We start from the raw sequence: 23,647 nt of genomic DNA, 5'->3' as shown, positions 1-23,647 counted from the left end.
ATATGGGATGTGGCAGTTGCTCATCCGGGGGCTGTGGTACTGGAAGCAAATTAGGTACAGTACCGGCAGGATGCAATAACAATGGTTCTTGCATGACCAGCGGATGTAATAAATTAGATGTATATGACTGGCTATCCGACATGGATTTGCCTTCAAATTATAAACCTTTTGATATCGTTGAAGTTCGATTCAAGGGATCGCGTAAGGACTACTATGTAAACTCGGATAATATATACCTAGAAATGGGTGAAATGATTGCCGTGGAACCATCGACAGGCGGGTATGATATCGGTCATGTCTCTCTTACAGGAGAGCTTGTAAGACTTCAGTTGAAGAAAAACAATATTTCTCCAGATTCTGTTGTTAAAAAGATATACCGTAAAGCCAATGAGGCAGACGTTAACAAATTTAATGTAGCAAAAGAACTTGAATGGGAGACCATGCACCGGGCAAGGAAACTAGCCCTTGATCTTGGTTTATCCATGAAGATCTCTGATGTAGATTATCAAGGCGATAAAACTAAAGCTACTTTTTATTATACCGCAGAGGGACGTGTAGATTTTCGCGAGCTGATAAAACGTATGGCAGAATCTTTCCGGATCAGAATAGAAATGCGACAGATCGGCATGCGTCAGGAAGCAAGTCGTCTAGGAGGCATAGGGTCTTGTGGTAGAGAGCTTTGCTGTTCCACATGGCTTACCGATTTTAAGACAGTATCTACTTCCGCTGCCAGATACCAAAACCTATCGTTGAATACCTTAAAATTAGCTGGTCAATGTGGCAAACTAAAATGTTGTTTGAATTTTGAGCTTGACAGTTATATGGATGCTCTTAAAGATATTCCGAATGATGTCGATCGCATAGAAACAACTAGCGGAATGGCATATCTCCAAAAAACAGATATATTTAAGAAAACTATGTGGTTTTCTTATCCCGGTGCAGAAAATTGGATACCGCTATCAATAAGTAAGGTTAAAGAACTTGCAGATATGAATAAAGGTGGTATCAAGCCCGATGCGCTAGATTATACACCACAAACTGTTGAAACAAAAAAGCCAGTCATCCTAGACTACGAAAATGTTGTTGGGCAAGATAGTCTTACACGTCTAGATGATAAAAACAAAAGACGGAAAAAAAGAAAAAACAAGCCTAAACAGGCCACAAGTCAAAAGAGTGAAACAAATGGGCCTCCTAATGAATCGCCTGCGGCAAAGCATGATGGTACTCTAGCTCAAAAGAAAGAAAACAATGTCAATTCTGGTTCTAGACCAAATAGACAACCTTCTCAAAATAGAAATTCAGGTCAGGCAAAATCAAAGGAGATGACTGAAGGAGGAGACAAGCCTGAACAAAAAAAGAAGAAAAGATTTAATAATCGGAATAGAAATAAGAATAACGATAAACCCAATAATAGTGGCGAGTAATTTCTCGTCACTAATTTTTCAAAAATATGGTAAAGTATCTCCTATATTCTTGCGTTACGCTTATCTTTTTGGTTTCTTGTACCAATGATGCTGTTTATGAAAAAAATCAGCCTATATCAAATAGATCTTGGTCATACGAAGAAAAACCTCATTTTGAGGTACATATAGAAGATAATAAATCAAAATATAATCTATATATCAATCTTCGCCATTCCAATGACTACGACTTTTCCAATATTTTCGTTCTTCTTCATGAAAAAGGTAATAAACTAATAGATACCGCATACCGAAAAGAAATCCCCTTGGCTCAACTTGATGGACGTTGGCTTGGCAACTCTGCGGGATCCCTTTATGAAGTACAATACCTAGCAAAAGAAAACTTTGTTTTCCCAGATACAGGCGTATATACATTTGCTATCGAACAGAATATGCGTGAGACACCACTAAAAGATGTCGTAGATGTCGGTATTAAAGTCGTGAAGCAATGATTGCCGTACTACGGTGGTTACTACTCCCCATTACATTAATTTATTCCCTAATTGTTTGGATACGCAATCTTCTATACGATAGAGGAGTTTTGAAGAGCACTACTTTCTCCATACCAACAATTGTCATTGGAAACCTCGCAATAGGTGGCACCGGAAAAAGCCCGATGACAGAGTACATTGTTCGTCTATTAAAAGAAAATTATAAGATAGCGACCTTAAGCAGGGGATATGGGCGCAAAACTAAAGGATATCGACTTGTAAACAAAGATTCTTTTGCCACAGAAGTTGGAGACGAACCTCTACAATTCAAGAACAAATTTCCTGATATTACCGTTGCTGTATCCGAAGACCGCTGCTTTGGTATAGAACAACTACAATACAAAAATGATCTGATTATTTTAGATGATGCTTACCAACATCGTAAATTGAAAGCGGGTTTTTCAATCTTACTCTTCGATTTTAACTCGTTATTCGAGCCTATATTCCTTCTGCCAACAGGAAATTTCAGAGACAATTTTTCGGCAACCAAAAGGGCAGATCTTATACTGATAACAAAATGTCCTAAAACTCTTAATGAGACACATAAGAAACATATAGAACATTTGATAAGAAAACATTCGCTTTCTCCTATTTTTTATACTGGAATTGCTTATGATCATCCCAAAACCAGAGATGAAAAAACTTTTCATAATGAATTAAGAAATTTTGATATTATTCTATTTTGTGGGATAGCAAATCCAAACCCCTTAGTTTCATATCTAAGAGATCTGGGAAACACTATTCATCTATTACAGTTTCAGGATCACCATAATTATACAGAAAAAGACTTTCGTAAAATAGAAAAACTCTACCATTCGGTAGCTATCGATCAAAAAATTCTTTTAACAACGGAAAAAGACATCCAAAGAATCTGTCCTGAAATGTTTTCTAATATTCCTTTATATTACATCCCTATTCAATTAAAATCGATGGATCAACAAAAAGAAACCTTTGATCACTTCATTTTTAATTATTTAAACACTCATCTTAACGTTAATTAGCATTAACAAAGGTTAATATTCGCTAAATATGATAGTGTAACCAACTAATAATCAATTAATTTATTGAAATTTACACCATTCATAATTAATTGATATATCATGAAAACAGTAATCACACTCCTAATTGCGACAATACTTACAGTAAGTATGTGCGTTGCACAAGAAAAAGAATCTCGGCAGAACCGTCCGCCTGAAGAACGAGCAAAAATGCAAGTTGAACGCCTTACAAAAGAACTAGAGTTAAATAAATCCCAGCAAGATTCAATTTACATCTATATCCTTCAGTCTATGAAGGCCTCTACTTTACACAGAAAGGAAAATGATCAAGCACAAATTAAGAAATCATTAGAGGCTCGTAATTTAAAAATCAAATCTTTCCTTACAGCCAAACAGATCACTCAATACGAAGAACTTCAAAACAGAAGGAAAAATAGAAGATCAAATTAAATAAAATACTGATAATAAGATATAAAAAAGGAGGTGATATATAATTACCTCCTTTTTACATTTTGTTAAATGATGTTAAAATGTAACAAACAAGATACAATAAAACAATAAAGAAGTACAATTTGGAGTTATTATATCAGAAACGAACAAATAATATATTTCAAAACTTCAAATTTAAATGCTATGAAAAAATTAATTTTAACAGGTTTAAGCTTCCTTTTCGCGATAACGATGCTTTTTGCACAAGAGATTAATCCAGAAACCAAAGCAAAAGAAACCGTTACGGAATTAACTGAGAAACTAACTCTAAATGATGACCAGCAAACTGCGATATACGAAATCGTTCTTGAAAAAGTAAAGGCAAAGGTTGCTATTAAATCGGATACAACGTTAACGACAGAAGCAATAAAACAACAAACAGATGCGTTAACAACGACAGCAAATACAAAAATAAATGAACTGTTAACAGAGGAACAAAAACCTCTATTTGTTAAATATCTAGAGGAACAAGCTGCAAAAAAGGAGGAAAGTACAGAATCTGTATAATCACAGAGTTTATAATTTCATAATTACCTAGCCGAATCGGGACAGTCAATCTAGACTGTTCCGATCTTTTTATAATCTTACCTGCATAAAAGAAGCAGCGTATCGAAAAGATGCGCTGCTTCCCACTTTCTCTTTTTTATTCGATTAAGAAGTCTTTAGCTTCTTTTGAATATCCTGTACGTAAGTTTTAAATTTTTTATCTGTCTCAATCAAATCCTCGACGGTCTGACAAGCATAGATTACAGTTGAGTGATCTCTTCCTCCAAAAAAACTACCAATAGATTTCAGAGAAGATTTAGTATGATTTTTGGCAAGATACATTGATATCTGACGAGCCTGTACGATCTCTCGCTTACGAACTTTAGATTTCACCATTTCTACGGGTACTTCAAAATACTCGCATACTAATTTCTGTATATATTCCATCGATATCTCTTTGTGTGTATTTTTCACAAAGTTTTTAAGCATCGATTTAGCTAAGTTCAGGTCGATTTCCTTTTTATTTAATGTAGATTGTGCTAACAAAGATACCATAGCTCCCTCTAGCTCACGCACGCTATTATCTATTTGAGTAGCGACATACTCCACTACATTCTCAGGTAACTCGATGCCATCCGAATACATTTTCTTTTTAAGGATAGCCATTCTTGTTTCTAGATCTGGAGCTTGAATATCAGCAGACAATCCCCATTTAAAACGGCTTAACAGACGTTCCTCCAACCCAGAAAGATCTTTAGGAGCCTTATCTGATGTCAAAATAATTTGCTTTCCTGACTGGTGTAAATGATTAAATACGTGGAAGAAAATATCTTGTGTTTTCTCCTTACCAGCGAAGTTATGTACATCATCCATAATGATGACATCCATTGCCTGATAAAAGTTTACGAAGTCATTGATTGTATTATTCTTTAACGAATCTACAAATTGTTGACAGAACTTTTCACACGACACATATATTACTAACTTATCTGATAAATTCTTTTTTATCTCGTTTCCAATAGCTTGTGCCAAATGTGTTTTACCCAATCCCACATCTCCATATAGCATCAATGGGTTGAATGATGTTCCTCCAGGCTTATTCGCTACGGCATATCCAGCAGATCTCGCCAACCGATTACACTCTCCCTCGACAAAATTCTCAAAAGTATAATTCTGGTTCAATTGTGGATCCACCTGCAATTTCTTCAAACCAGGGATTACAAACGGATTCTTTATATTTTTATTCAGTGCGACAGGGACAGGAATAGATTGTCTCTTTGCTTCTGCACCATTACCATTCGAAGGTATATTGGTTGTATAAGGTATATTAGCAGATGATTTCTCAACCACAATATTATACTCTAATCTTCCTTGCTCTCCTAAAAACTTTTTGACAGTCTTACGAAGAATTCCTACATAATGTTCTTCCAACCACTCGTAGAAAAATAAACTCGGTACTTGAATAGTCAAAACGTTTCCTTCCAACCTAATTGCCTTCACAGGCTCGAACCATGTCTTGAAACTTTGCGCTGGAATGTTATCTTTTATTACCTGAAGACAATTATTCCAAACACCCGTATACGTTTTTTCCATTCCTAAATTGTTAATAACTTGATAACCAATTAATGATAAAAAATTGTTTATAACTTTCTCTCTCAACGAAGATGACAAAAATTTCTGAGCTAAAAAAATCAAAATCTAAAAAAAACTCAACAAACTAAAATACAAGTATTTACATAGATTTTAAAGGTGTTTAAGCAATTATTTAAGTGTCAAATTTTACTTTTCCACACACCTGATAGATAGCAATAATATATTGTTGTTTTTAGTAAAATTTAGATTATAAATCGAAAACTGTGGAAAACTTTCATACCCATACATTAATCAATTTTCAGAAAATATAAAGCAAAAAATAAGCCACAATTCCTTGTGGCTTAATCATTTTATAAATTCAATTTTTTTAAAATTGGTTTACTAACCAACCATCGTCTTCGTAGGTTGCGATTGCATCAATTTTCGACATTCCACCACAACTGCATTCGCATCATAATTACACAGTCTCCAAAGCTCAGGTTGCTCCCCATGCTCCACTATTTCATCTGGAATACCTAATCGCACCAAGTTTGCTGTATACTTATGATCGGCCATAAATTCAACCACAGCAGAACCAAATCCACCAGGTAGTACACCGTCTTCAATAGTAATTATTTTTTTAAACTTATTAAAGACATCATGTAACAATCCTTCATCCAACGGTTTGACAAATCGTATATCATAATGGGCAGGATAGATTCCCTCTGCATTCAACACATGGAATGCTTTTGACACCTCATTACCTACATGTCCAAAACTTAAAACAGCAACTTCTTCACCGTCTACAAGTTTACGCCCTTTCCCAACTTCCAAAGCTCTGAATGGACGCTTCCAATCCGCCATAACACCTGACCCTCGGGGGTAACGGATTACAAATGGTCCCATATTCTCCAACTGAGCTGTATACATCAGATTACGGAGCTCTTCTTCGTTCATTGGTGCTGCTATAGTCATATTTGGAACACATCGCATAAATGCAATATCATAAGCTCCATGGTGTGTTGGTCCATCGGCACCGACCAATCCCGCTCTATCCAAACAAAACACCACATTTAAGTTTTGTAATGCCACGTCATGAATCACCTGGTCATATGCCCGCTGCATAAAAGAAGAATATATATTACAGAACGGTACTAACCCTTGTGTAGCTAATCCCGCGCTAAAAGTGACAGCGTGTTGCTCCGCAATACCCACATCAAATGCTCTATTCGGCATAGCGTTCATCATAATATTCATAGATGATCCGCTCGGCATAGCAGGGGTAATTCCCATTATCCGACTATTACTTTCCGCCAATTCGACCAATGTATGTCCAAAAACATCCTGATACTTAGGTGGCTGTGGTTTGTCGTGATTAGATTTCTTAATTTCTCCGGTTATCTTATCAAAGAGACCCGGAGCATGCCATTTTGTTTGATCCTGCTCTGCCAAAGCATATCCTTTACCTTTTACTGTTACCACGTGCAACAATTTAGGGCCATTAATATGCTTCAAATCCTCCAACGTCTTTACCAACTTATTGACATCATGTCCATCCACAGGTCCAAAGTACCTAAAATTAAGCGACTCAAATAAATTAGAGTTTTTCAAAAGAGTCCCTTTGATACTCAGTTCCAGTTTTTTCGCCCAACCGTAGGCATCAGGGCCATTTTTAGAAATCTTCGCTAATACCGCTACAAGATCATCCCTGAATCTATTGTAGCTTTTAGAAGTCGTAATACTCGTAAGATATTCCTTCATAGCACCTACATTAGGATCTATTGACATACAATTATCATTCAATATCACCAGTAGGTTAGATTTCTCTATTCCGGCATGATTTAAAGCTTCAAAAGCCATTCCTCCGGTCAACGCCCCATCACCAATTATGGCCACGTGCTGTCTGTCTGTCTCTCCTTTATAAGCAGAAGCTACCGCCATACCCAGCGCAGCAGAGATAGACGTCGATGAATGCCCCACACCAAATGCATCATATTCGCTTTCATCCCGTTTAGGAAAACCAGAAATACCTCCTAAAATTCGATTTGTATGAAATAAATCCCGACGCCCGGTCAAAATTTTGTGGCCATAGGCCTGGTGGCCCACATCGAAAATAATCTGATCATAAGGTGTATTCAATACGTAATGTAATGCTACCGTGAGTTCAACAACTCCTAAACTGGCAGCAAAATGTCCCCCGTTAACAGAAACAACATCAATTATATACTGTCTAAGTTCTTTACAAACTTCCTCTAATTCAGCATCTTTCAAGTTACGTAAATCAGACGGAAATTGAATTCCTTTCAAAAGTGCTCCTGCTTCTACCTGCATACCTTAAAAAGTTTCAAAATAAGATACAAAGTAACAATTAATTCCATAAACAATAGAATATATAGACAAAAACTTTTAACTCAGCGATCACGTCAATTAAAACAAATAATCCCGTTATCTTTTTCTTATCCATATTACTTACGATAAAATATTCCTCATATGTTGTTCGAAAACATAAATATTACCTTACAATTACCTATTTTTGAATTTGGTTATGGATGCGACAAACTACGAAATAAAACTTGAACAATTTGAAGGTCCTTTTGATCTTTTATTGTTCTTTATCGAACGAGATGAATTAAACATCCATGATATACCTATTTCACGGATTACAGATGATTTTTTGGATTATATTCAGAAAATGCAATCACTAAACATTGAATTAGCATCCGAATTTATCTTTGTCGCCTCTACGCTAATGCGTATTAAAGCCAAAATGTTACTTCCTAGGCCCGATTTGGATGGCAATGAGAATGAAATAGATCTCAAAGAACAACTTGTTCAAAAACTTATTTTATATAAACAGTTCAAAGATATTTGCGAAGAACTAAGAGTCTTTGAAGCTGATCGCGAAAAACTACATCATAGGGCTAACATCAACTATGATTTGAAACACACAAAGCGACAAATTACGGAAGAAGAACTTGCTTCTTTTGATCTTTATAAACTGATGATGGTTTATGAAAAAATGATGTATCACTTTACGCACCGTGTGTTGCCAATAACACATACTGTAGTAAAGTTCCCATACTCCATAGAACAGCAAAAGAAAGCTATTTCTGAGCTTATAGAATTAAACAAAAGATTGGATTTCCAGCATATCCTAAAAAACTCTGAAAATCGAGTACAGTTTGTCTTCAACTTCTTAGCTATTTTGGAGATGCTACAGCAAAAATTGCTAGAAATTGAAATAGGAGCAGGATATAATAGCTTTTCTATCGAAAAAAGAGATCCTTCTGTGGTTGAGCAGACTGCAGAAGAAGAATAAAATTACCTACTCTGCTTCAATTCGTCCAAAACATTTTTTAGAAATGAAAACCGCTCTTCTGGAACGATAGTATTCAATCTTCGCATAGCATAAATCCCTGTCTTAAGGGCTATTGTATCTTTCTCCGCAAAAGAATTTATTAGTTCCTCTACTTTTCTTTTTTCTAAGAAACCATCAATAATGCCCAGATACAATGCTCTTTCCGCATCGAAATACCGAGTATCCATACATAACTGTAAAACCTGCTTTTCAGACATTACTTTCAATAAACTAGCCATTACCTGAAACGGGAATATCCCTAATTCCAGTTCCGGTAATCTGAATTTAATTTCTCTACTTGCAAAAGCATAAGTACAGCCGAGAATAATCAAAAAACCGCCAGCAATCACATTTCCTTCTAAAATAGCCACCGAAGGCTTTAACAAGCTATCAAATACTTCACCGAGTGATACATTCCTATTAACTATATGTGGATTAGGTGTATCGAGTGTTGGATCTTCAAAAGTCTTTAAATCCATTCCTGCACAAAAAACTGGTCCTTCAGCCCGAATTACTACAATTTTTATCGCATCATCATCATTTGCGTGCCGAAAGGCATGATCGATTTCATTAATCATCGTAGGTGTAAAAGCATTCCGCTTTTCTGATCGCGTTAGCGTTACAGTACACTTAAATCCTTCTTTTTCTACCTTGATATATCTATACATCGTTGTTTCCTATCATTTCTTGAAATGCGTCCATCAGTTGCATAATCTGTTGCGGGTTTCCTTTTCCAAATCTATCCAAAAGCAATTCCATAGGGATATTACCTACTAAATCATCCTTAGCAAATGGGCATCCGCCAAATCCTAAAAACGCTCCCTCAAAACGTCTGCATCCTACTTCATAAGCTGCATTAACTTTTAAAAGTGCTTCCTCAATACGCGCGTGTAAATGCAAGCTAAGTTCTATACTTGAAAATTGATTAGCCACAAGCCTATACAATGTAGAAATAGCCTCTACAGAAGCCTCTGACGTTGTATCCGCAATAGAGAATCTTTTTATTCCCAAATCTGAAAGCCGCTCGATCCACCCTAATACTAAATCTTCATGCCACAAATCACCGTAAGGATTTCCAAAAGCCATAGATATATATACAACGAGGTCTTGTTTTCCAAATTGTAAAAGATCGCAAATACGCTTTACACGCTCTAAAGATTCTTCTACCGTTGAATTAGCATTACGTTTCTGAAATGTTTCAGAGATAGAAAAGGGGTATCCCAGGTAATCTATTTGCCCGAGCTTTGAAGCAGCTTCTGCTCCTCTTTCATTAGCTACTATTGCCAACAACTTGGTCTTTCCTTTTTCTAAACCATCTAGCACCTCGACCGTATCGACCAACTGAGGCACTGCTTTTGGCGAAACAAAGCTCCCGAAATCAATATACTCAAATAATTCTGACGCCAATAATCCATTTATATAGGTGATTTTCTTCTGTGTAGGAATAAAATCACCTATACCTTGTATAGCGTCTCTGGGACATTCTACCAGTCTTATTTCTGAACTATTTAACATTTTTTTGTATTTCACGTGCGATTACCATCTTTTGAATAGCACTTGTTCCTTCACCTATAGTACATAATTTCGCATCACGAAAGAACTTTTCTGCCGGAAAATCCTTGGTAAAACCATAGCCACCATGAATCTGTACAGACTCATTCCCCACTTCAACAGCGACTTCCGAAGCGTACAATTTGGCCATTGCACCCTCTTTAGTTACTTTCTGATGGGTATCTTTTAAATAACCAGCCTTTCTGATTAATAATTCGGAAGCTTCTATTTTTGTGGCCATATCTGCCAACTTGAAAGAAACATCCTGAAAATCAAATATTTTTTGATTAAATTGTTCTCTTTCGTTAGCATATTGCAATGCACATTCATAAGCCCCCCGAGCGATTCCAAGCGATAAAGCCGCGATAGAAATTCGACCTCCATCTAAGAGCTTCAATGCTTGTACAAAACCATTGCCGACTTGTCCAATTACTTGATCTTTATGCACCCTACAATTATCAAAAAACAAACTTGCTGTTTCCGAGGCTCGCATGCCTAATTTATCAATTTTCTTACCTGCTGTAAATCCTGGAGTACCTTTTTCAATAATAAAAGCAGTCATACCGTGCTTATCTCCTTTTTCACCCGTACGTACTATTACTACAGCAACATCGGCACTAATGGCATGGGTAATAAATATCTTAGATCCATTAATCACCCAATAATCGCCGTCTTGAACAGCTACCGTTGTCATTCCACCTGCATCAGATCCTGATCCTGTTTCGGTCAATCCCCAAGCGCCTATCCACTCTGCTGTAGCTAATTTAGGTAAATATTTTTCCCTTTGTGCTTCATTTGCAAAAGAAAGAATATGATTTGTACACAGCGAATTATGAGCTGCTACAGATAGACCAATAGAACCACATACTTTAGATATTTCATCCAAAATGGTAATATACTCTTGATAACTAAGTCCTGCACCATGGTATTTCTCCGGTACTAATATGCCCATAAATCCATACTCGCCCATTTTTTTAAAAAGATCCACTGGAAAAAATTGCTTCTCATCCCACTCCATAACAAAGGGTTTGATGTGCGTTTTTGCAAATTCACGTGCGCTCTCACGTATCATTACCATTTGCTCGGTATCCTTCGCATTGTACATAATGAAATTTTACTTATGTTTATATTCAGTTTATAATTATTATTACAAATATCAAAAAAAACAAATTATATTTTACGATATTTATAAAAATAATTTAAACAACCTTTTGTAAATATTAAATTAATAATCCATAGAATATGGAACACCTTCTGGAAATATTAAAACAAAAAACTGAAAAACTCTACTTAGGAGGCGGTTTAGACAAAATTCAAAAACACAAAGAAAAAGGGAAGCTTACCGCTTGGGAGCGTATCAAATATTTGTTAGATCCGGACAGTTATTATACCGAGATAGGTGCATTTGCAGGAGACAATATGTATCTCAATGATGGTGGATGCCCTAATGGTGGTGTAGTCGTTGTCTTGGGCTATGTCAAGAAGAGATTATGCGTTATCGTGTCAAATGATGCCACTGTAAAGGCTGGAGCTTGGTTCCCTATCACCGGTAAAAAGAACCTGAGAGCGCAAGAGATAGCGATGGAAAATCATCTTCCCATTATCTACCTGGTAGATTCAGCTGGTGTATATCTACCCATGCAAGATGAAATATTCCCTGATAAAGAGCATTTTGGAAGAATTTTTCGAAACAATGCAAAAATTTCGGCAATGGGCATTCCACAAATTTCTGCTATTATGGGATCATGCGTTGCTGGCGGAGCTTATTTACCCATCATGTCGGATTATGCACTCATTGTAGAAGGTACAGGCTCTGTTTTCCTAGCAGGTTCCTATCTCGTAAAGTCTTCCATCGGGGAGCTCATTGATAACGAAAGTCTAGGTGGAGCTACGACCCATTCTGAAATATCTGGCGTAACAGATAACAAGTATCCAAATGACGAAAGCTGCTTAGATGCAATTAGAAATATTATTGACAAGTTTGGTGATACACCAAAGGCCGGTTTTTCAAGAATCAGATCCAAATTACCTCTACTAGCTGAAGAAGAAATTTATAGAAATCTTCCAGAAGATAGACTTAAACCTTATAATATGCTACAATTATTGAATTCAATTGTAGACGAGGGTTCACTTGAAGAGTATAAAAAAGATTACGGTAAGACCATAGTCTGTGCCTTAGCTCGAATAGATGGCTGGGCAGTAGGTATAGTTGCCAATCAAAGAGAAGTCGTCAAAGCAAAGAAACCCGGAGGTACGCAAGAAATGCAAATGGGAGGTGTTATATATTCAGACTCTGCCGATAAGGCTGCAAGATTTATAATGAATTGCAATCAACAAAAGATACCATTGGTATTCTTCCAAGATGTAACTGGATTTATGGTCGGTTCGCGATCGGAGCACGGAGGTATTATTAAAGATGGTGCAAAGATGGTAAACGCTATGGCCAATTCTGTGGTCCCTAAGTTTACTTTCATTGTAGGAAATAGTTATGGAGCTGGAAACTATGCGATGTGTGGAAAAGCCTATGATCCACGCCTAATATATGCCTGGCCGACAGCTCAAATGGCTGTAATGAGTGGAGCATCAGCAGGCAAGACACTATTACAAATCCAAGAAGCAACCCTAAAAGGTAGGGGAGTAGAACTCTCAGAAAATGAAAAAAATAATTTACTTTCTGAAATAGAAAAGAAATATAATGAACAACTAAGTCCCTATTACGCTGCTGCTCGACTCTGGGTGGATGGTGTAATAAATCCTAAGGAAACCAGAAAAATCATCAGTATGGGAATTGAGGCTGCAAACCACAATCCTGACATTCCTAAATACAATGTAGGTGTTATACAAACCTAGTATTTACAAAAGTATTTAGGGCTGTGTTACAGCCCTAAATACTTTTGTAAATATCGACATAATTCTTTAACGATTCAGGATTGCGCATAATATCCTTCGAAACGACCTTACTAACGTCGGATCCCGAAAAAATTTTCTTGATAGGAAGCTCTAGCTTTTTCCCACTTAAGGTATAAGGAATATCAGAAACACTATAAATCGAATCAGGGACATGTCTTGGACTATATTGACTTCTTAAAGTTCGCTTTATATTATCTTTTAAATCTTCTGTAAAGCTAAAATCATCCTCCAACTGCACAAATAATAGCATAGATGATGCTCCGCTTTCATAATCGATACATATAACCAGACTATCCTTAATATCGGGTAAACTATTCACTGCATTATATATTTCTGCCGTTCCGATACGTACGCCACCACGGTTTAACGTCGCGTCCGACCTACCATAAATCACAATACCCTCCTCATTTATCTTTATCCAGTCTCCATGACTCCACACTGCTGGAAAACGGTCAAAATAGCTTTCATGATATTTTACATTATCCACATCGTTCCAAAAACATAGGGGCATAGATGGCATGGGTTTGCGGATTACTAACTCGCCGACCTCATCATATACTGAGGTCCCCTCATCGTTATAAGCTACTATATCAGATCCCAATGTCCTACACTGAAGCATTCCAGCGTAAACAGGTAGGATAGGACATCCTGATAAAAAAGCCGAACAAACATCTGTCCCTCCACTCAAGGACACGATATGAACCTCTGGAAACTTACGTTGTAAATCTTCAAAAGTAGCCACAGGTAATGGAGAACCTGTAGATCCTATTACTTTTGGACTATAATCCTTTACTTCCAATCCCTCTAAAGAACTAAAGTAGACGGCACCTGCACCTAAATGATCTACCTTGGCACGCTTCAAAAAAGTCCAAAAAGTAAGGTGCTTATTATGATTGATAATGCCATCAAATAGACACAGCGTAGCGCCGCACAATAAAGAAGATAATGCATAGTTCCACATCATCCATCCTGTCGTTGTATACCAGAGAAAATTTTCGCCAACCTGTACATTTTGATGCAAAACCAGAGCTTTAAAATGCTCTAACAAATTTCCACCTGTACTATGGGTAATAGCCTTAGGCTTTCCTGTCGTTCCAGAGGAATACAATATCCATATGGGATGTGAAAACGGAACACGTGTAAAGGTTAACTTCTTAGGGACATATCCAAATATAATTTTCTTCCAATCTTCTTCATACACTTGGACAATTGCAGAAAGATCCACCAGATCAGTCTTTAACCTTTCAAGTGTGTCTAATTTAGAAAATATCCTTTCGTTGTATTGATAGGACGTCTCTATAAAGAGTACTTTAGGCTTTATTTGTGTAAATCGTTCGGAAATGCTAACATCTCCAAAATCAGGAGAACAACAAGACCATATAGCTCCTAATGAGTTGACTGCTAAAAATATAGCAATTGTTTCAATGGTATTATTTAAAACGGCTGCAACACGATCTCCTCTTTTTACATCCTTTTCAACGAGAAATTGTTGAATGCGACTTACCATCTCTGTCAATTCCAGCCAGGATATTTCTTCATATCCTATCGACTCGCTGGCGAATTTCAATGCTGGCCGTTCTGTAGTCGTCTGTTTGAAAATATGCTCCGAATAACTTAGTTCTATTCCCTCAAACCACTGTGTATCAATAAAATCATCTGATTTAGAATCCCAAGATATGCTTTGATTATACGTTCCAGAATAAGATATCTCAAAATAGGAGAGTACACTGGTCCAAAATTCATCAAGATTATCAATAGACCATTGGTGTAAATCATGATAAGAAGAAAATTTCCTTCCCTTTTTAGATTCTAAAAATTGTTGATAATTAAAAAGTCCAGACTTTTGTATATACTCGGACGGCGGTGTCCATAAAGCTTTGCTCATAATGTTTATTTTCGGCTATTACAATTGCAAAATTAGCAATTTAAGCCACAAAATTAGCAAGAATTATATATATATCGTAATCTGGACTTTCAATTTACTTATTTCATAAGGCTTGCCTATTTATTAAAAGCATTCCATCCTTGTGCTTTAATTTCGTGCTCATGTCCCGACTTAGATATCATCGCACATCCTGCAGAAACCTCTGTTATATAGCCGATTACAGAAATATCCAATTGTCCTTTTATTTTATCATAATCAGATTGTGGTACCGTAAATAAAAGTTCATAATCTTCTCCTCCGCTTAGTGCACATACAGTAGGATCCAATCCAAATTCCCGAGCAGTCTCATAAGTCATTGGATCAATAGGTATTTTATCTTCATAAAGCCTACAACCTACATTTGAAGCTTTGCAAACATGAAGAATTTCAGAAGCTAACCCATCGGAAACATCAATCATTGCATGAGGTTTCACGTGCAACGCATCCAATAGCTGAACAACATCTTTTCGCGCCTCAGGTTTCAACTGCCGCTCGACAATATAGTCCTTTCCTTCTAAATCGGGTTGAATATTAGGGTTCTCCAAATAAATTTTCTTTTCGCGCTCCAATAACTGTAATCCTACATAGGCCCCGCCGAGATCCCCAGAGACACATAGCAAATCTCCCTCTTTTGCACCGGATCGGTACGCGATGTCTCCCTCATCGACATAACCAATACTGGTTACAGAAATAACCAATCCTTGTGCCGAAGCAGAAGTATCACCGCCGATTAAATCAACATTAAACTTTTTACAGGCAATTAAGGCTCCCTCGTAGATTTCTTCAACAGCTTCTAATGGAAATTTGGATGAAAGACCAATTGAAAAAGTAATTTGCGAGGCCATCCCGTTCATTGCATAAATATCGCTTAAATTGACCTGTACAGCTTTATAGCCCAGATGTTTTAAAGGAACATAACGCAAATCAAAGTGAACACCCTCCAACAAAAGATCTGTAGAAATCAAAGTCTTCTTATTAGCAAAGTCCAGTACTGCAGCATCGTCTCCGATCCCCTTAACCGTTGAAGTTTCGGTTAATTCGACAGCTTGAGTAAGATGTTCTATTAAACCAAACTCTCCTAATTCACTTATATTTGTCTTGTCTATATTATCAAACATATTTTTGACGCAATTTTCTTAATTTATTTATTACAAACCCAATTTTGCTGAGATTTCCAACATACGTTCAATAGGCTTCTGAGCTCTAAAAATCACATCTTCAGGAAGGATAATCTCAGGTTGCTCATAATAGAGGCAATTGTACAACTTCTCCAATGTATTTAGTTTCATATGTGGGCAATCATTGCAGGCGCAGGCATTGTTTGGCGGAGCAGGGATAAACTTTTTATTAGGACTGGCCTTCTGCATCTGGTGCAAAATACCCGATTCCGTCGCTACAATAAAGGTTTGGCTAGCATCTTCTATGGTAAACTTTAACATTCCGGATGTAGATCCGATATAATCAGCTTCACGCAAGATATGCTCTTCACATTCGGGATGTGCAATAAATTTAGCATCTGGATATTCACCACGTAAACGTTCTATTTTCTCTTGGGAAAAGATTTCATGCACCATGCATGCACCATTCCACAATACCAGATCCCTTCCAGTCTTCTTCTTTACGTAGTCACCTAAGTTTTTATCCGGGCCAAAAATAATCTTTTGATCGATAGGCAAACTTTCAACAATCTGTACTGCATTACTCGAAGTACATACAATATCCGAAAGTGCTTTTAATTCCGCTGTACAGTTCACATAGGTAATCACCAGATGATCTGGATATTGCTCTTTAAATTTTGCAAACAAATGTGGTGGACAACTGTCGGACAGTGAGCATCCCGCTTTTAGGTCTGGCAACAATACTTTTTTACTCGGGGACAATATTTTAGCTGTCTCTGCCATAAAATGAACTCCTGCAAATACGATTACATCGGCATCTGTCTTTGCAGCCTGCTGCGATAAACCTAAACTATCACCAATATAATCTGCCAAATCTTGTATTTCAGACTCTTGATAATAATGCGCAAGAATAACAGCATTCTTTTCTTTTTTCAGTCTTTTTATTTCATCGACCAAATCAATACTCGGATCAATAGGTACATCGACAAAGCCTTTGGCTTCTAAGTCTCTCTCAAAAGTAATATTCATCTCTCTTCTTTAATATGTCAATCAATGGGACTAAATCAACATCACAAAAGTAAACAAAGAAATTCAAACGAAATCCACATTCCTTTTTTTCAATAATTAATAATCTATTTTATATAAATCGAACTTATTGTTTATTAGTCTGTGGAAAATGGGGATAAGTGACATATATTTTATTTTATTTTTGAGATAATCCTATTTTATCAACAAGTTATCAACAGATTTGTAGGTGATATACATTGATTTTCAATACTGTAATTTTTCTACTTTTATTTTTTCCATATTAAGTTGTGAGTTGATTTATGTTTACAATTTGTTAATATCCTCTTCATATTTGTCTAATTATACCTGTTGATATGTGTGTATTTTATGTGGATTGTGGAGTAAAAAATAGTTTTCAAATTTAATTCACTAATTATTTACACGTTTTCCACATATTTTGTTAATTTGTTAACGTATATAGGTTATAAGTTTAAGTTTTTTATGTCGGAGAGAAAGGTTGACTTTTTAATAGTAGGCTCGGGAATTGCAGGGTTGAGTTTTGCATTGAAAGCAGCCAAGTTAGGTAAGGTACTGATAGTCACTAAGTCTAATGAGGATGAGTCCAATACAAAATACGCACAAGGCGGTGTGGCTGTGGTGACAGATAATAGTGATAGTTTTGAAAAGCATATCCAGGATACGTTAATTGCTGGTGATGGTCTTTGTGATTCACATGTTGTGGAAAACGTGATAAAGGAAGGTCCGGCACGTATCGACGAATTAATAGCTTACGGAACTTCCTTTGATAGAGAGGATTCTGGTAGTTATGATTTAGCCAAAGAAGGAGGGCATTCTGAACACAGAATCCTTCATTATAAGGATATTACGGGGTATGAGATCGAACGAGCTTTGTTGGAAAAGGTTCACCAAGAACCCAATATTGAGATATTAACACATTATTTTGCAGTAGATCTTATTACGCAACATCATTTGGGTCAACATGTGGATAAGCGGTCTAACAATATTGTATGTTATGGTATTTATGCTTTTAACACTTATACCAACAATGTGGAAAAGTTTCTCGCGAAAGTAACATTGATGGCAACGGGGGGTGCTGGGCATGTATATTCCAGTACGACAAATCCAATAATAGCTACCGGAGATGGAATTGCTATGGTTTATCGAGCAAAAGGCAAGGTTCGTAATATGGAGTTTATCCAATTTCATCCCACTTCGTTATATAACCCGAGCGAGTATCCGGCATTTCTTATATCTGAGGCTGTAAGAGGTTTTGGTGGGGTTTTGAGAAGACAGAATGGTGATTCCTTTATGGAGGAGTATGATGATCGAGGTTCTTTGGCTCCACGTGATATAGTCGCTAGAGCGATCGATACCGAAATGAAATTGTCAGGTTTGGACTACGTCTACCTCGACATTACTCATAAAAATAAAGCCGATTTGTTATCACATTTCCCAAATATTTATGAGAAGTGTTTATCCATCGGATTGGATATGACAAATGATTTTATTCCTGTTACACCTGCTGCTCATTACCTTTGTGGAGGTATAATGGTCGATGAGTTTGGTGCTAGTTCTATAGGTAATTTGTATGCTTGCGGCGAGTGTTCATCAACAGGTCTTCATGGTGCTAATAGGTTGGCTTCCAATTCTTTATTGGAAGCGGCAGTATATGCGCATCGGATTTTTCTAAATGCTCAATTGAAATTTGAATCTATTTCCTTTATGGAGGGGATTCCAGATTGGGACGATTCTAATACAAAGTTGTTAAACGAAGATATTTTAGTGACACATAATTTACGTGAGACACAGAAATTTATGAGCGACTACGTAGGCATTGTACGATCAGATTTTCGATTGGAGCGGGCCATGCGACGTCTTGGACTATTACATGAGGAGACAGAGTCCTTTTATAAAGGTACCAAATTGTCTGTTAAACTTTGTGAGTTGAGAAATGTTATACAAGTGGCGTACTTGGTTGTTAAATCGGCAATGACCCGAAAGGAAAGTAGGGGATTGCATTATACGACAGATTATCCTGAACATGCTAATGAATTAGCAGATACAATTTTATAGATATATGGCTATTATTCTTCCAGTCAAAGAAAGTTTTCCTTTTATAGGTGATCATACGTATTTAGCTCCTAATAGTACGATTGTAGGCGATGTAACAATCGGGCAAAACTGTTCCGTATGGTTTAATGCAGTGATACGCGGTGATGTTAATTATATTAAAATAGGAGATTTCTCAAATATCCAGGACAATGTAACCATACACGGTACTTATGAGCGTAATGGAACAGATATTGGATCCCATGTCAATATAGGGCACAATGCAATTGTGCATGGGTGCATCATAGACAGTCATGTATTAGTCGGCATGGGAGCGATTGTCATGGACGGAGCACATATTCAGCAAGATGTTATTATTGCTGCTGGCTCCGTGGTATTGGAGAATACAGTATGCGAATCCGGTTTTCTATATGCAGGCGTACCTGCTAAGAAAATAAAACCACTGACGGAAGAGCAACTTAATTTATTGCAGAAATTGCCGCAGAATTATGTAAAGTACGCTTCTTGGTTTCTGTAATTAGAATTAACGACTAATCGTCAAATTTAAGTACTATATTTTCGCTTTGCTCCCAATTTGCACGGATTGTAAAAGCTTTATCCAAGTACCATATCGGTTCGGCTTGCTGTTTCTTGTATACATCAGCGCCATCCCATCTTTTGTTTTTGTTTAGATCTTTTATGATCCGTAGGCTATATTTTCCCCCTTGAAATTTATTGTATGCTATTTCTTCCATATTGATCAAGATACGCGAATCATAAACTTTTTCCTTTTTCTCATCTATAAGCTGTACAATGTATTGTACGTCTTTTTCCACGCCAGCTATCTTGAATTTAATGTCACCATAATTCTCTGATTGATCCAGCGTAAACTTAATTTTGAATTCTTTATTGAAGTCTTCAAATGGACTTAAGATAGCCTTTTCTTCCAAAATAAGTTCATAGTTCTTGTTCGGTTTCCAATTGAAACGTATATGATATTGGTTTTTGAGTATACTATCCTGTTGCAGTTGGAAGTTGCGTCTAGAAGTACTATCCTCGTTTAGTATTATTTTATTTTTATCTACAGTTGCAATTGGATAGATACTTGTTAACGTGATATGTTTTATTTTGTCTACTTTATTACTGATGTTTAATAGGGGTTCTATAAATCTTTCGTATTTTTCGTTTTTGGATCGTCGGATTAACACCGTGTCTAATACAAGATTACTATCCGCAATTTGGAACTTAATAGAATCAAAATCCAGTTTATTTATAAATGCGAAAGCTGAATCTTTGTCATTTGAATAGCTAATGGAATGTGCGCTAGATTGAATTGCTGGATCTATTATAGTGATATTTGGATTATCAATAGGTTGATTGAACGTTAACAGCACTCTACCATTTTTTTCGATCTTTTTTTCAATTGTTCTGAATTTTTCTGGCTTTCCTTTCGAATATGCTATTTTTATACCTGATACGTTGCTATTCAGTACAATACTGTCTTTTATAAAGCCTATCGATTCTTCTGGATTGTTATATATTCGGTCGTTATTTTGTTCTTGTAAGGCATATATACGATAGGTATCTTCTTTAAGGTTCCGGAATGTAAAGTTTCCTGAAGAATCCACTAACGTAAAGATATTTGCTTTACGTTTTCCAAATATGCTGTCTTGACTGGTTGGAATAAGTAAGACTTTTACGTCTTTATCGATTTTTTCATCAAATACCTTTGTGAAAGCGTTAGTGACTGATCCTTTGATTTGTAAAGAGTCGAGTTCTGGCCCGGTGGCAAACACGTAATTATAGTTAAGAATAGGATTTCCTTCGTTGTAATCTACAAGGCCTTTTCCGAAATTTATTGTATAGGTCGTGTTTTTTTCTAATGAATCCGGCAATAAAATGTGCAGTGTTTTTTTTCTTATTTTATATTCTGGCTGTTTGTCGAGATCTGGAGAAATACTAAACTCTTTGAATTGGTTATTAAGCTTGATGTATTCATCAAGTGTAAGTACAATTTCGTTTGCTTTAAAGTTTGTAGAATAGTTTGTCGGCGACTCATTCAATATTTTGGGAGGGAGAGAGTCTTTTGGCCCTCCCGTTGGTCTTTGCATGTTTGCACAGCGAAAAAATGTAAGCGATATAAGAAAAGTGAAACCTAAAATTACTAATTTTTGAAATAAGCTTGTTTTTAAGCCTTTTATTGAATTTTTTTTATTCATGGACTCTTGTGTCATAATTATAGAAATATTCTCTTATATCGCTTTGTTTTAATTCTACTATATTTTGTGTAATGTGTTGATATGTAGTTATTTAGCTCATATGAACCATTAATACACTTATATCAGATGGTGAAACCCCAGATATACGTGAAGCTTGACCCAGCGTTCGTGGTTTTACTTTTAGTAATTTTTCTCTAGCCTCAATAGACAATGATGTTAATGAAGAATAATCAAAATTAGGATTTATTTCTTTATCCTCCATTTTTTTCATTTTATTTACAATTTCAATTTCTTTCTCAAAATAGCTATCATACTTTACTTTTATTTCTGCTTGCTCTACGGATTCTTTATCATATTGATCGAGGATCTGTTTGAATTCCATGTCGGCTTCGGCGAGATGATATATATTTATCTGCGGCCGTGTTAACATATTAAACATTCTAGCTTTTTGTGTAATAGGACTTGAATTTTCGCGTATTAGAATCTCATTTATAGATTCTGGTGCTACGGAGACCTGTTTCATATGTTCTACTAATTTATCCGAGTTGGAAATTTTATCTTTTACTTTTCTCAGACGATCATCAGATATTAATCCCAGTTTGTGTCCGATCGGACTGAGACGTATATCTGCATTATCTTGTCTCAAAAGCAATCGATGTTCAGCTCGTGAGGTAAACATTCTATAAGGCTCTTCAGTTCCTTTAGTTACCAAATCGTCTATCAGAACGCCGATGTAGGATTCAGAGCGTTTCATAATGAGCTCGTGTAAATCGTTTATTTTTTGGTGAGCATTGATGCCAGCAATGAGTCCTTGTGCAGCGGCTTCTTCATAGCCTGTAGTACCATTTATTTGTCCGGCGAAAAAGAGATTTTTAACCTTTAGTGTTTCTAAAGTAAGATCCAATTGCATAGGAGGGAAGTAGTCATATTCTATGGCATATCCCGGACGGTACATTTTTGCATTTTCAAATCCAGGGATAAGACGCAGTGCTTTTTGCTGTACATCCTCCGGAAGAGATGTTGAAAAACCGTTGACATAAATTTCTACTGTCTGGAATCCCTCAGGTTCTACAAATATTTGGTGACGTTCTCGTTCTGCAAATCTATTTATTTTGTCTTCTATAGAAGGACAGTATCTCGGGCCTAATCCTTTTATTCTACCGGTAAACATAGGTGATTTTTCGAAACCCGTTTTTAGTATTTCGTGAACTTTATCGTTTGTATAGGTAATCCAGCAACAACGTTGTTCTGTAGGTAACGGTACATCTGTATAGGAGAATCGCCCTTTTTCTTCGTCACCCCATTGTTCTTCCATGAGCGAATAGTTTAGACTACGACCATCTATACGTGGGGGAGTTCCTGTTTTCATTCGACCGGACTCGAAACCTAAAGATACTAATTGTTCTGTAAGTCCAGTTGCTGATTTTTCTCCGGTTCTGCCTCCACCAAATTTTTTCTCACCTATATGAATTATACCGTTTAGGAAGGTTCCGTTTGTCAAAATTACTGCATCAGCTTCTATACGAATTCCAAGCGATGTGATCACACCTTTTGCTGTTCCGTTTTCTACGATGACTTCTTTGACGGTATCCTGCCACATATCGAGATTGGGGATGGATTCGAGCTGAAGTCTCCATTCTTCTGCAAAGCGCATGCGATCATTTTGCGTTCGAGGACTCCACATAGCAGGTCCTTTGGATTTATTGAGCATCCTGAATTGAATGGTGGATTTGTCGGCTATAATTCCTGTGTATCCACCTATGGCATCTATTTCTCTTACTATTTGTCCTTTTGCTACGCCACCGATAGCGGGGTTACAACTCATTTGAGCTATGACCCCCATGTTCATAGTTATTAGTAGGGTAGAAGACCCTAGGTTTGCGGCAGCCGCTGCAGCTTCACAACCAGCATGTCCGGCACCAACTACGATTACGTTATATTTATTAAACATATATGTTAATGATGTTCCACGTGAAACAGGGTTTGTTTTTAC

Annotated in this window: 19 protein-coding genes; 9 read left to right on the top strand and 10 right to left on the bottom strand. The window is 36.6% G+C overall.

All coding sequences use genetic code 11. From position 1 onward, the window contains the following. Positions 1–2 precede the first annotated feature (2 nt). The 5 genes from G7B20_RS08030 (at position 3) to G7B20_RS08010 (ending at position 3,945) form a co-directional block, all read left to right on the top strand. On the top strand, positions 3–1,424 hold the full coding sequence (locus tag G7B20_RS08030) for a stage 0 sporulation family protein (RefSeq protein ID WP_205600188.1): 1,422 nt from the start codon (positions 3–5) through the stop codon (positions 1,422–1,424). A gap of 26 nt (positions 1,425–1,450) precedes the next feature. Further along, positions 1,451–1,912 carry a gliding motility lipoprotein GldH gene (locus tag G7B20_RS08025; protein WP_164110020.1) on the top strand — a complete coding sequence of 154 codons (462 nt, stop codon included), beginning with the start codon at positions 1,451–1,453 and terminating at the stop codon, positions 1,910–1,912. Next, positions 1,909–2,952 carry a tetraacyldisaccharide 4'-kinase gene (gene lpxK, locus G7B20_RS08020; protein ID WP_164110018.1) on the top strand — a complete coding sequence of 348 codons (1,044 nt, stop codon included), beginning with the start codon at positions 1,909–1,911 and terminating at the stop codon, positions 2,950–2,952. Before G7B20_RS08025 ends, lpxK begins: the two co-directional genes overlap by 4 nt. 99 nt (positions 2,953–3,051) lie before the next feature. Further along, positions 3,052–3,399 carry a hypothetical protein gene (locus G7B20_RS08015; RefSeq protein WP_164110016.1) on the top strand — a complete coding sequence of 116 codons (348 nt, stop codon included), beginning with the start codon at positions 3,052–3,054 and terminating at the stop codon, positions 3,397–3,399. A 183-nt stretch (positions 3,400–3,582) separates the two neighbouring features. Further along, on the top strand, positions 3,583–3,945 hold the full coding sequence (locus G7B20_RS08010) for a hypothetical protein (RefSeq protein WP_164110013.1): 363 nt from the start codon (positions 3,583–3,585) through the stop codon (positions 3,943–3,945). Between the two features lie 144 nt (positions 3,946–4,089). Here the strand turns inward: G7B20_RS08010 and dnaA are convergent, their stop codons facing one another. Together dnaA and dxs are read right to left on the bottom strand one after the other, a co-directional pair. Continuing rightward, on the bottom strand, positions 4,090–5,517 hold the full coding sequence (dnaA, locus tag G7B20_RS08005) for a chromosomal replication initiator protein DnaA (protein WP_079642983.1): 1,428 nt from the start codon (positions 5,515–5,517) through the stop codon (positions 4,090–4,092). Between the two features lie 381 nt (positions 5,518–5,898). After that, complete coding sequence (gene dxs / locus G7B20_RS08000) at positions 5,899–7,827, bottom strand: 1-deoxy-D-xylulose-5-phosphate synthase (protein ID WP_164110012.1); 1,929 nt, start codon at positions 7,825–7,827, stop codon at positions 5,899–5,901. A gap of 214 nt (positions 7,828–8,041) precedes the next feature. Here dxs and G7B20_RS07995 point away from each other — a divergent pair, with 214 nt between their 5' ends. After that, complete coding sequence (locus tag G7B20_RS07995) at positions 8,042–8,815, top strand: segregation and condensation protein A (RefSeq protein WP_164110009.1); 774 nt, start codon at positions 8,042–8,044, stop codon at positions 8,813–8,815. A gap of 2 nt (positions 8,816–8,817) precedes the next feature. Here G7B20_RS07995 and G7B20_RS07990 read toward each other — a convergent pair whose 3' ends face one another. Genes G7B20_RS07990 through G7B20_RS07980 form a run of 3 tightly spaced genes read right to left on the bottom strand, consistent with a single transcriptional unit; the run spans position 8,818 to position 11,510 of the window. Continuing rightward, the gene (locus tag G7B20_RS07990; RefSeq protein ID WP_164110007.1) at positions 8,818–9,522 is read right to left on the bottom strand and encodes an enoyl-CoA hydratase/isomerase family protein; all 705 of its coding nucleotides are present in this window, start codon (positions 9,520–9,522) and stop codon (positions 8,818–8,820) included. Then, a complete protein-coding gene (locus G7B20_RS07985; RefSeq protein WP_164110005.1) occupies positions 9,515–10,369 on the bottom strand; it encodes a hydroxymethylglutaryl-CoA lyase in 855 nt (284 codons plus the stop codon). Before G7B20_RS07985 ends, G7B20_RS07990 begins: the two co-directional genes overlap by 8 nt. Next, positions 10,359–11,510 carry an acyl-CoA dehydrogenase family protein gene (locus G7B20_RS07980; RefSeq protein WP_164110003.1) on the bottom strand — a complete coding sequence of 384 codons (1,152 nt, stop codon included), beginning with the start codon at positions 11,508–11,510 and terminating at the stop codon, positions 10,359–10,361. The genes G7B20_RS07985 and G7B20_RS07980 overlap by 11 nt, the downstream gene beginning before the upstream one ends. Positions 11,511–11,647: 137 nt before the next feature. Here G7B20_RS07980 and G7B20_RS07975 point away from each other — a divergent pair, with 137 nt between their 5' ends. Next, positions 11,648–13,255, top strand: a complete 1,608-nt coding sequence (locus G7B20_RS07975) for an acyl-CoA carboxylase subunit beta (protein WP_164110001.1) — start codon at positions 11,648–11,650, stop codon at positions 13,253–13,255. Between the two features lie 34 nt (positions 13,256–13,289). Here the strand turns inward: G7B20_RS07975 and G7B20_RS07970 are convergent, their stop codons facing one another. From G7B20_RS07970 to nadA, 3 genes are all read right to left on the bottom strand, one after another. Then, the gene (locus G7B20_RS07970) at positions 13,290–15,200 is read right to left on the bottom strand and encodes an acetoacetate--CoA ligase (protein ID WP_164109999.1); all 1,911 of its coding nucleotides are present in this window, start codon (positions 15,198–15,200) and stop codon (positions 13,290–13,292) included. Between the two features lie 116 nt (positions 15,201–15,316). Beyond that, entirely contained in the window at positions 15,317–16,357 is a 1,041-nt protein-coding gene (gene thiL, locus G7B20_RS07965) for a thiamine-phosphate kinase (RefSeq protein ID WP_164109997.1), read from the bottom strand. A gap of 30 nt (positions 16,358–16,387) precedes the next feature. Next, the gene (gene nadA / locus G7B20_RS07960; RefSeq protein WP_164109996.1) at positions 16,388–17,386 is read right to left on the bottom strand and encodes a quinolinate synthase NadA; all 999 of its coding nucleotides are present in this window, start codon (positions 17,384–17,386) and stop codon (positions 16,388–16,390) included. Between the two features lie 480 nt (positions 17,387–17,866). Between nadA and nadB the strand changes: the two genes are divergently transcribed. Both nadB and G7B20_RS07950 read left to right on the top strand, forming a co-directional pair. Next, positions 17,867–19,459 carry an L-aspartate oxidase gene (nadB, locus tag G7B20_RS07955; protein WP_164109994.1) on the top strand — a complete coding sequence of 531 codons (1,593 nt, stop codon included), beginning with the start codon at positions 17,867–17,869 and terminating at the stop codon, positions 19,457–19,459. Between the two features lie 4 nt (positions 19,460–19,463). Further along, positions 19,464–19,973: a gamma carbonic anhydrase family protein gene (locus G7B20_RS07950; RefSeq protein WP_164109992.1), complete on the top strand. Its 510-nt coding sequence runs from the start codon at positions 19,464–19,466 to the stop codon at positions 19,971–19,973. Between the two features lie 13 nt (positions 19,974–19,986). Here the strand turns inward: G7B20_RS07950 and G7B20_RS07945 are convergent, their stop codons facing one another. Beyond that, positions 19,987–21,546, bottom strand: coding sequence for an Ig-like domain-containing protein (locus G7B20_RS07945; RefSeq protein WP_240465993.1), 1,560 nt, complete (start codon positions 21,544–21,546; stop codon positions 19,987–19,989). 199 nt (positions 21,547–21,745) lie between these two features. Then, entirely contained in the window at positions 21,746–23,605 is a 1,860-nt protein-coding gene (mnmG, locus tag G7B20_RS07940; protein ID WP_164109987.1) for a tRNA uridine-5-carboxymethylaminomethyl(34) synthesis enzyme MnmG, read from the bottom strand. Positions 23,606–23,647 lie beyond the last annotated feature (42 nt).

It is taken from the genome of Sphingobacterium sp. xlx-96, assembly GCF_011007365.1.
GTDB classification, from domain to species: Bacteria; Bacteroidota; Bacteroidia; order Sphingobacteriales; family Sphingobacteriaceae; genus Sphingobacterium; species Sphingobacterium luzhongxinii.
This window is presented reverse-complemented; position numbering and strand designations above follow the sequence as displayed.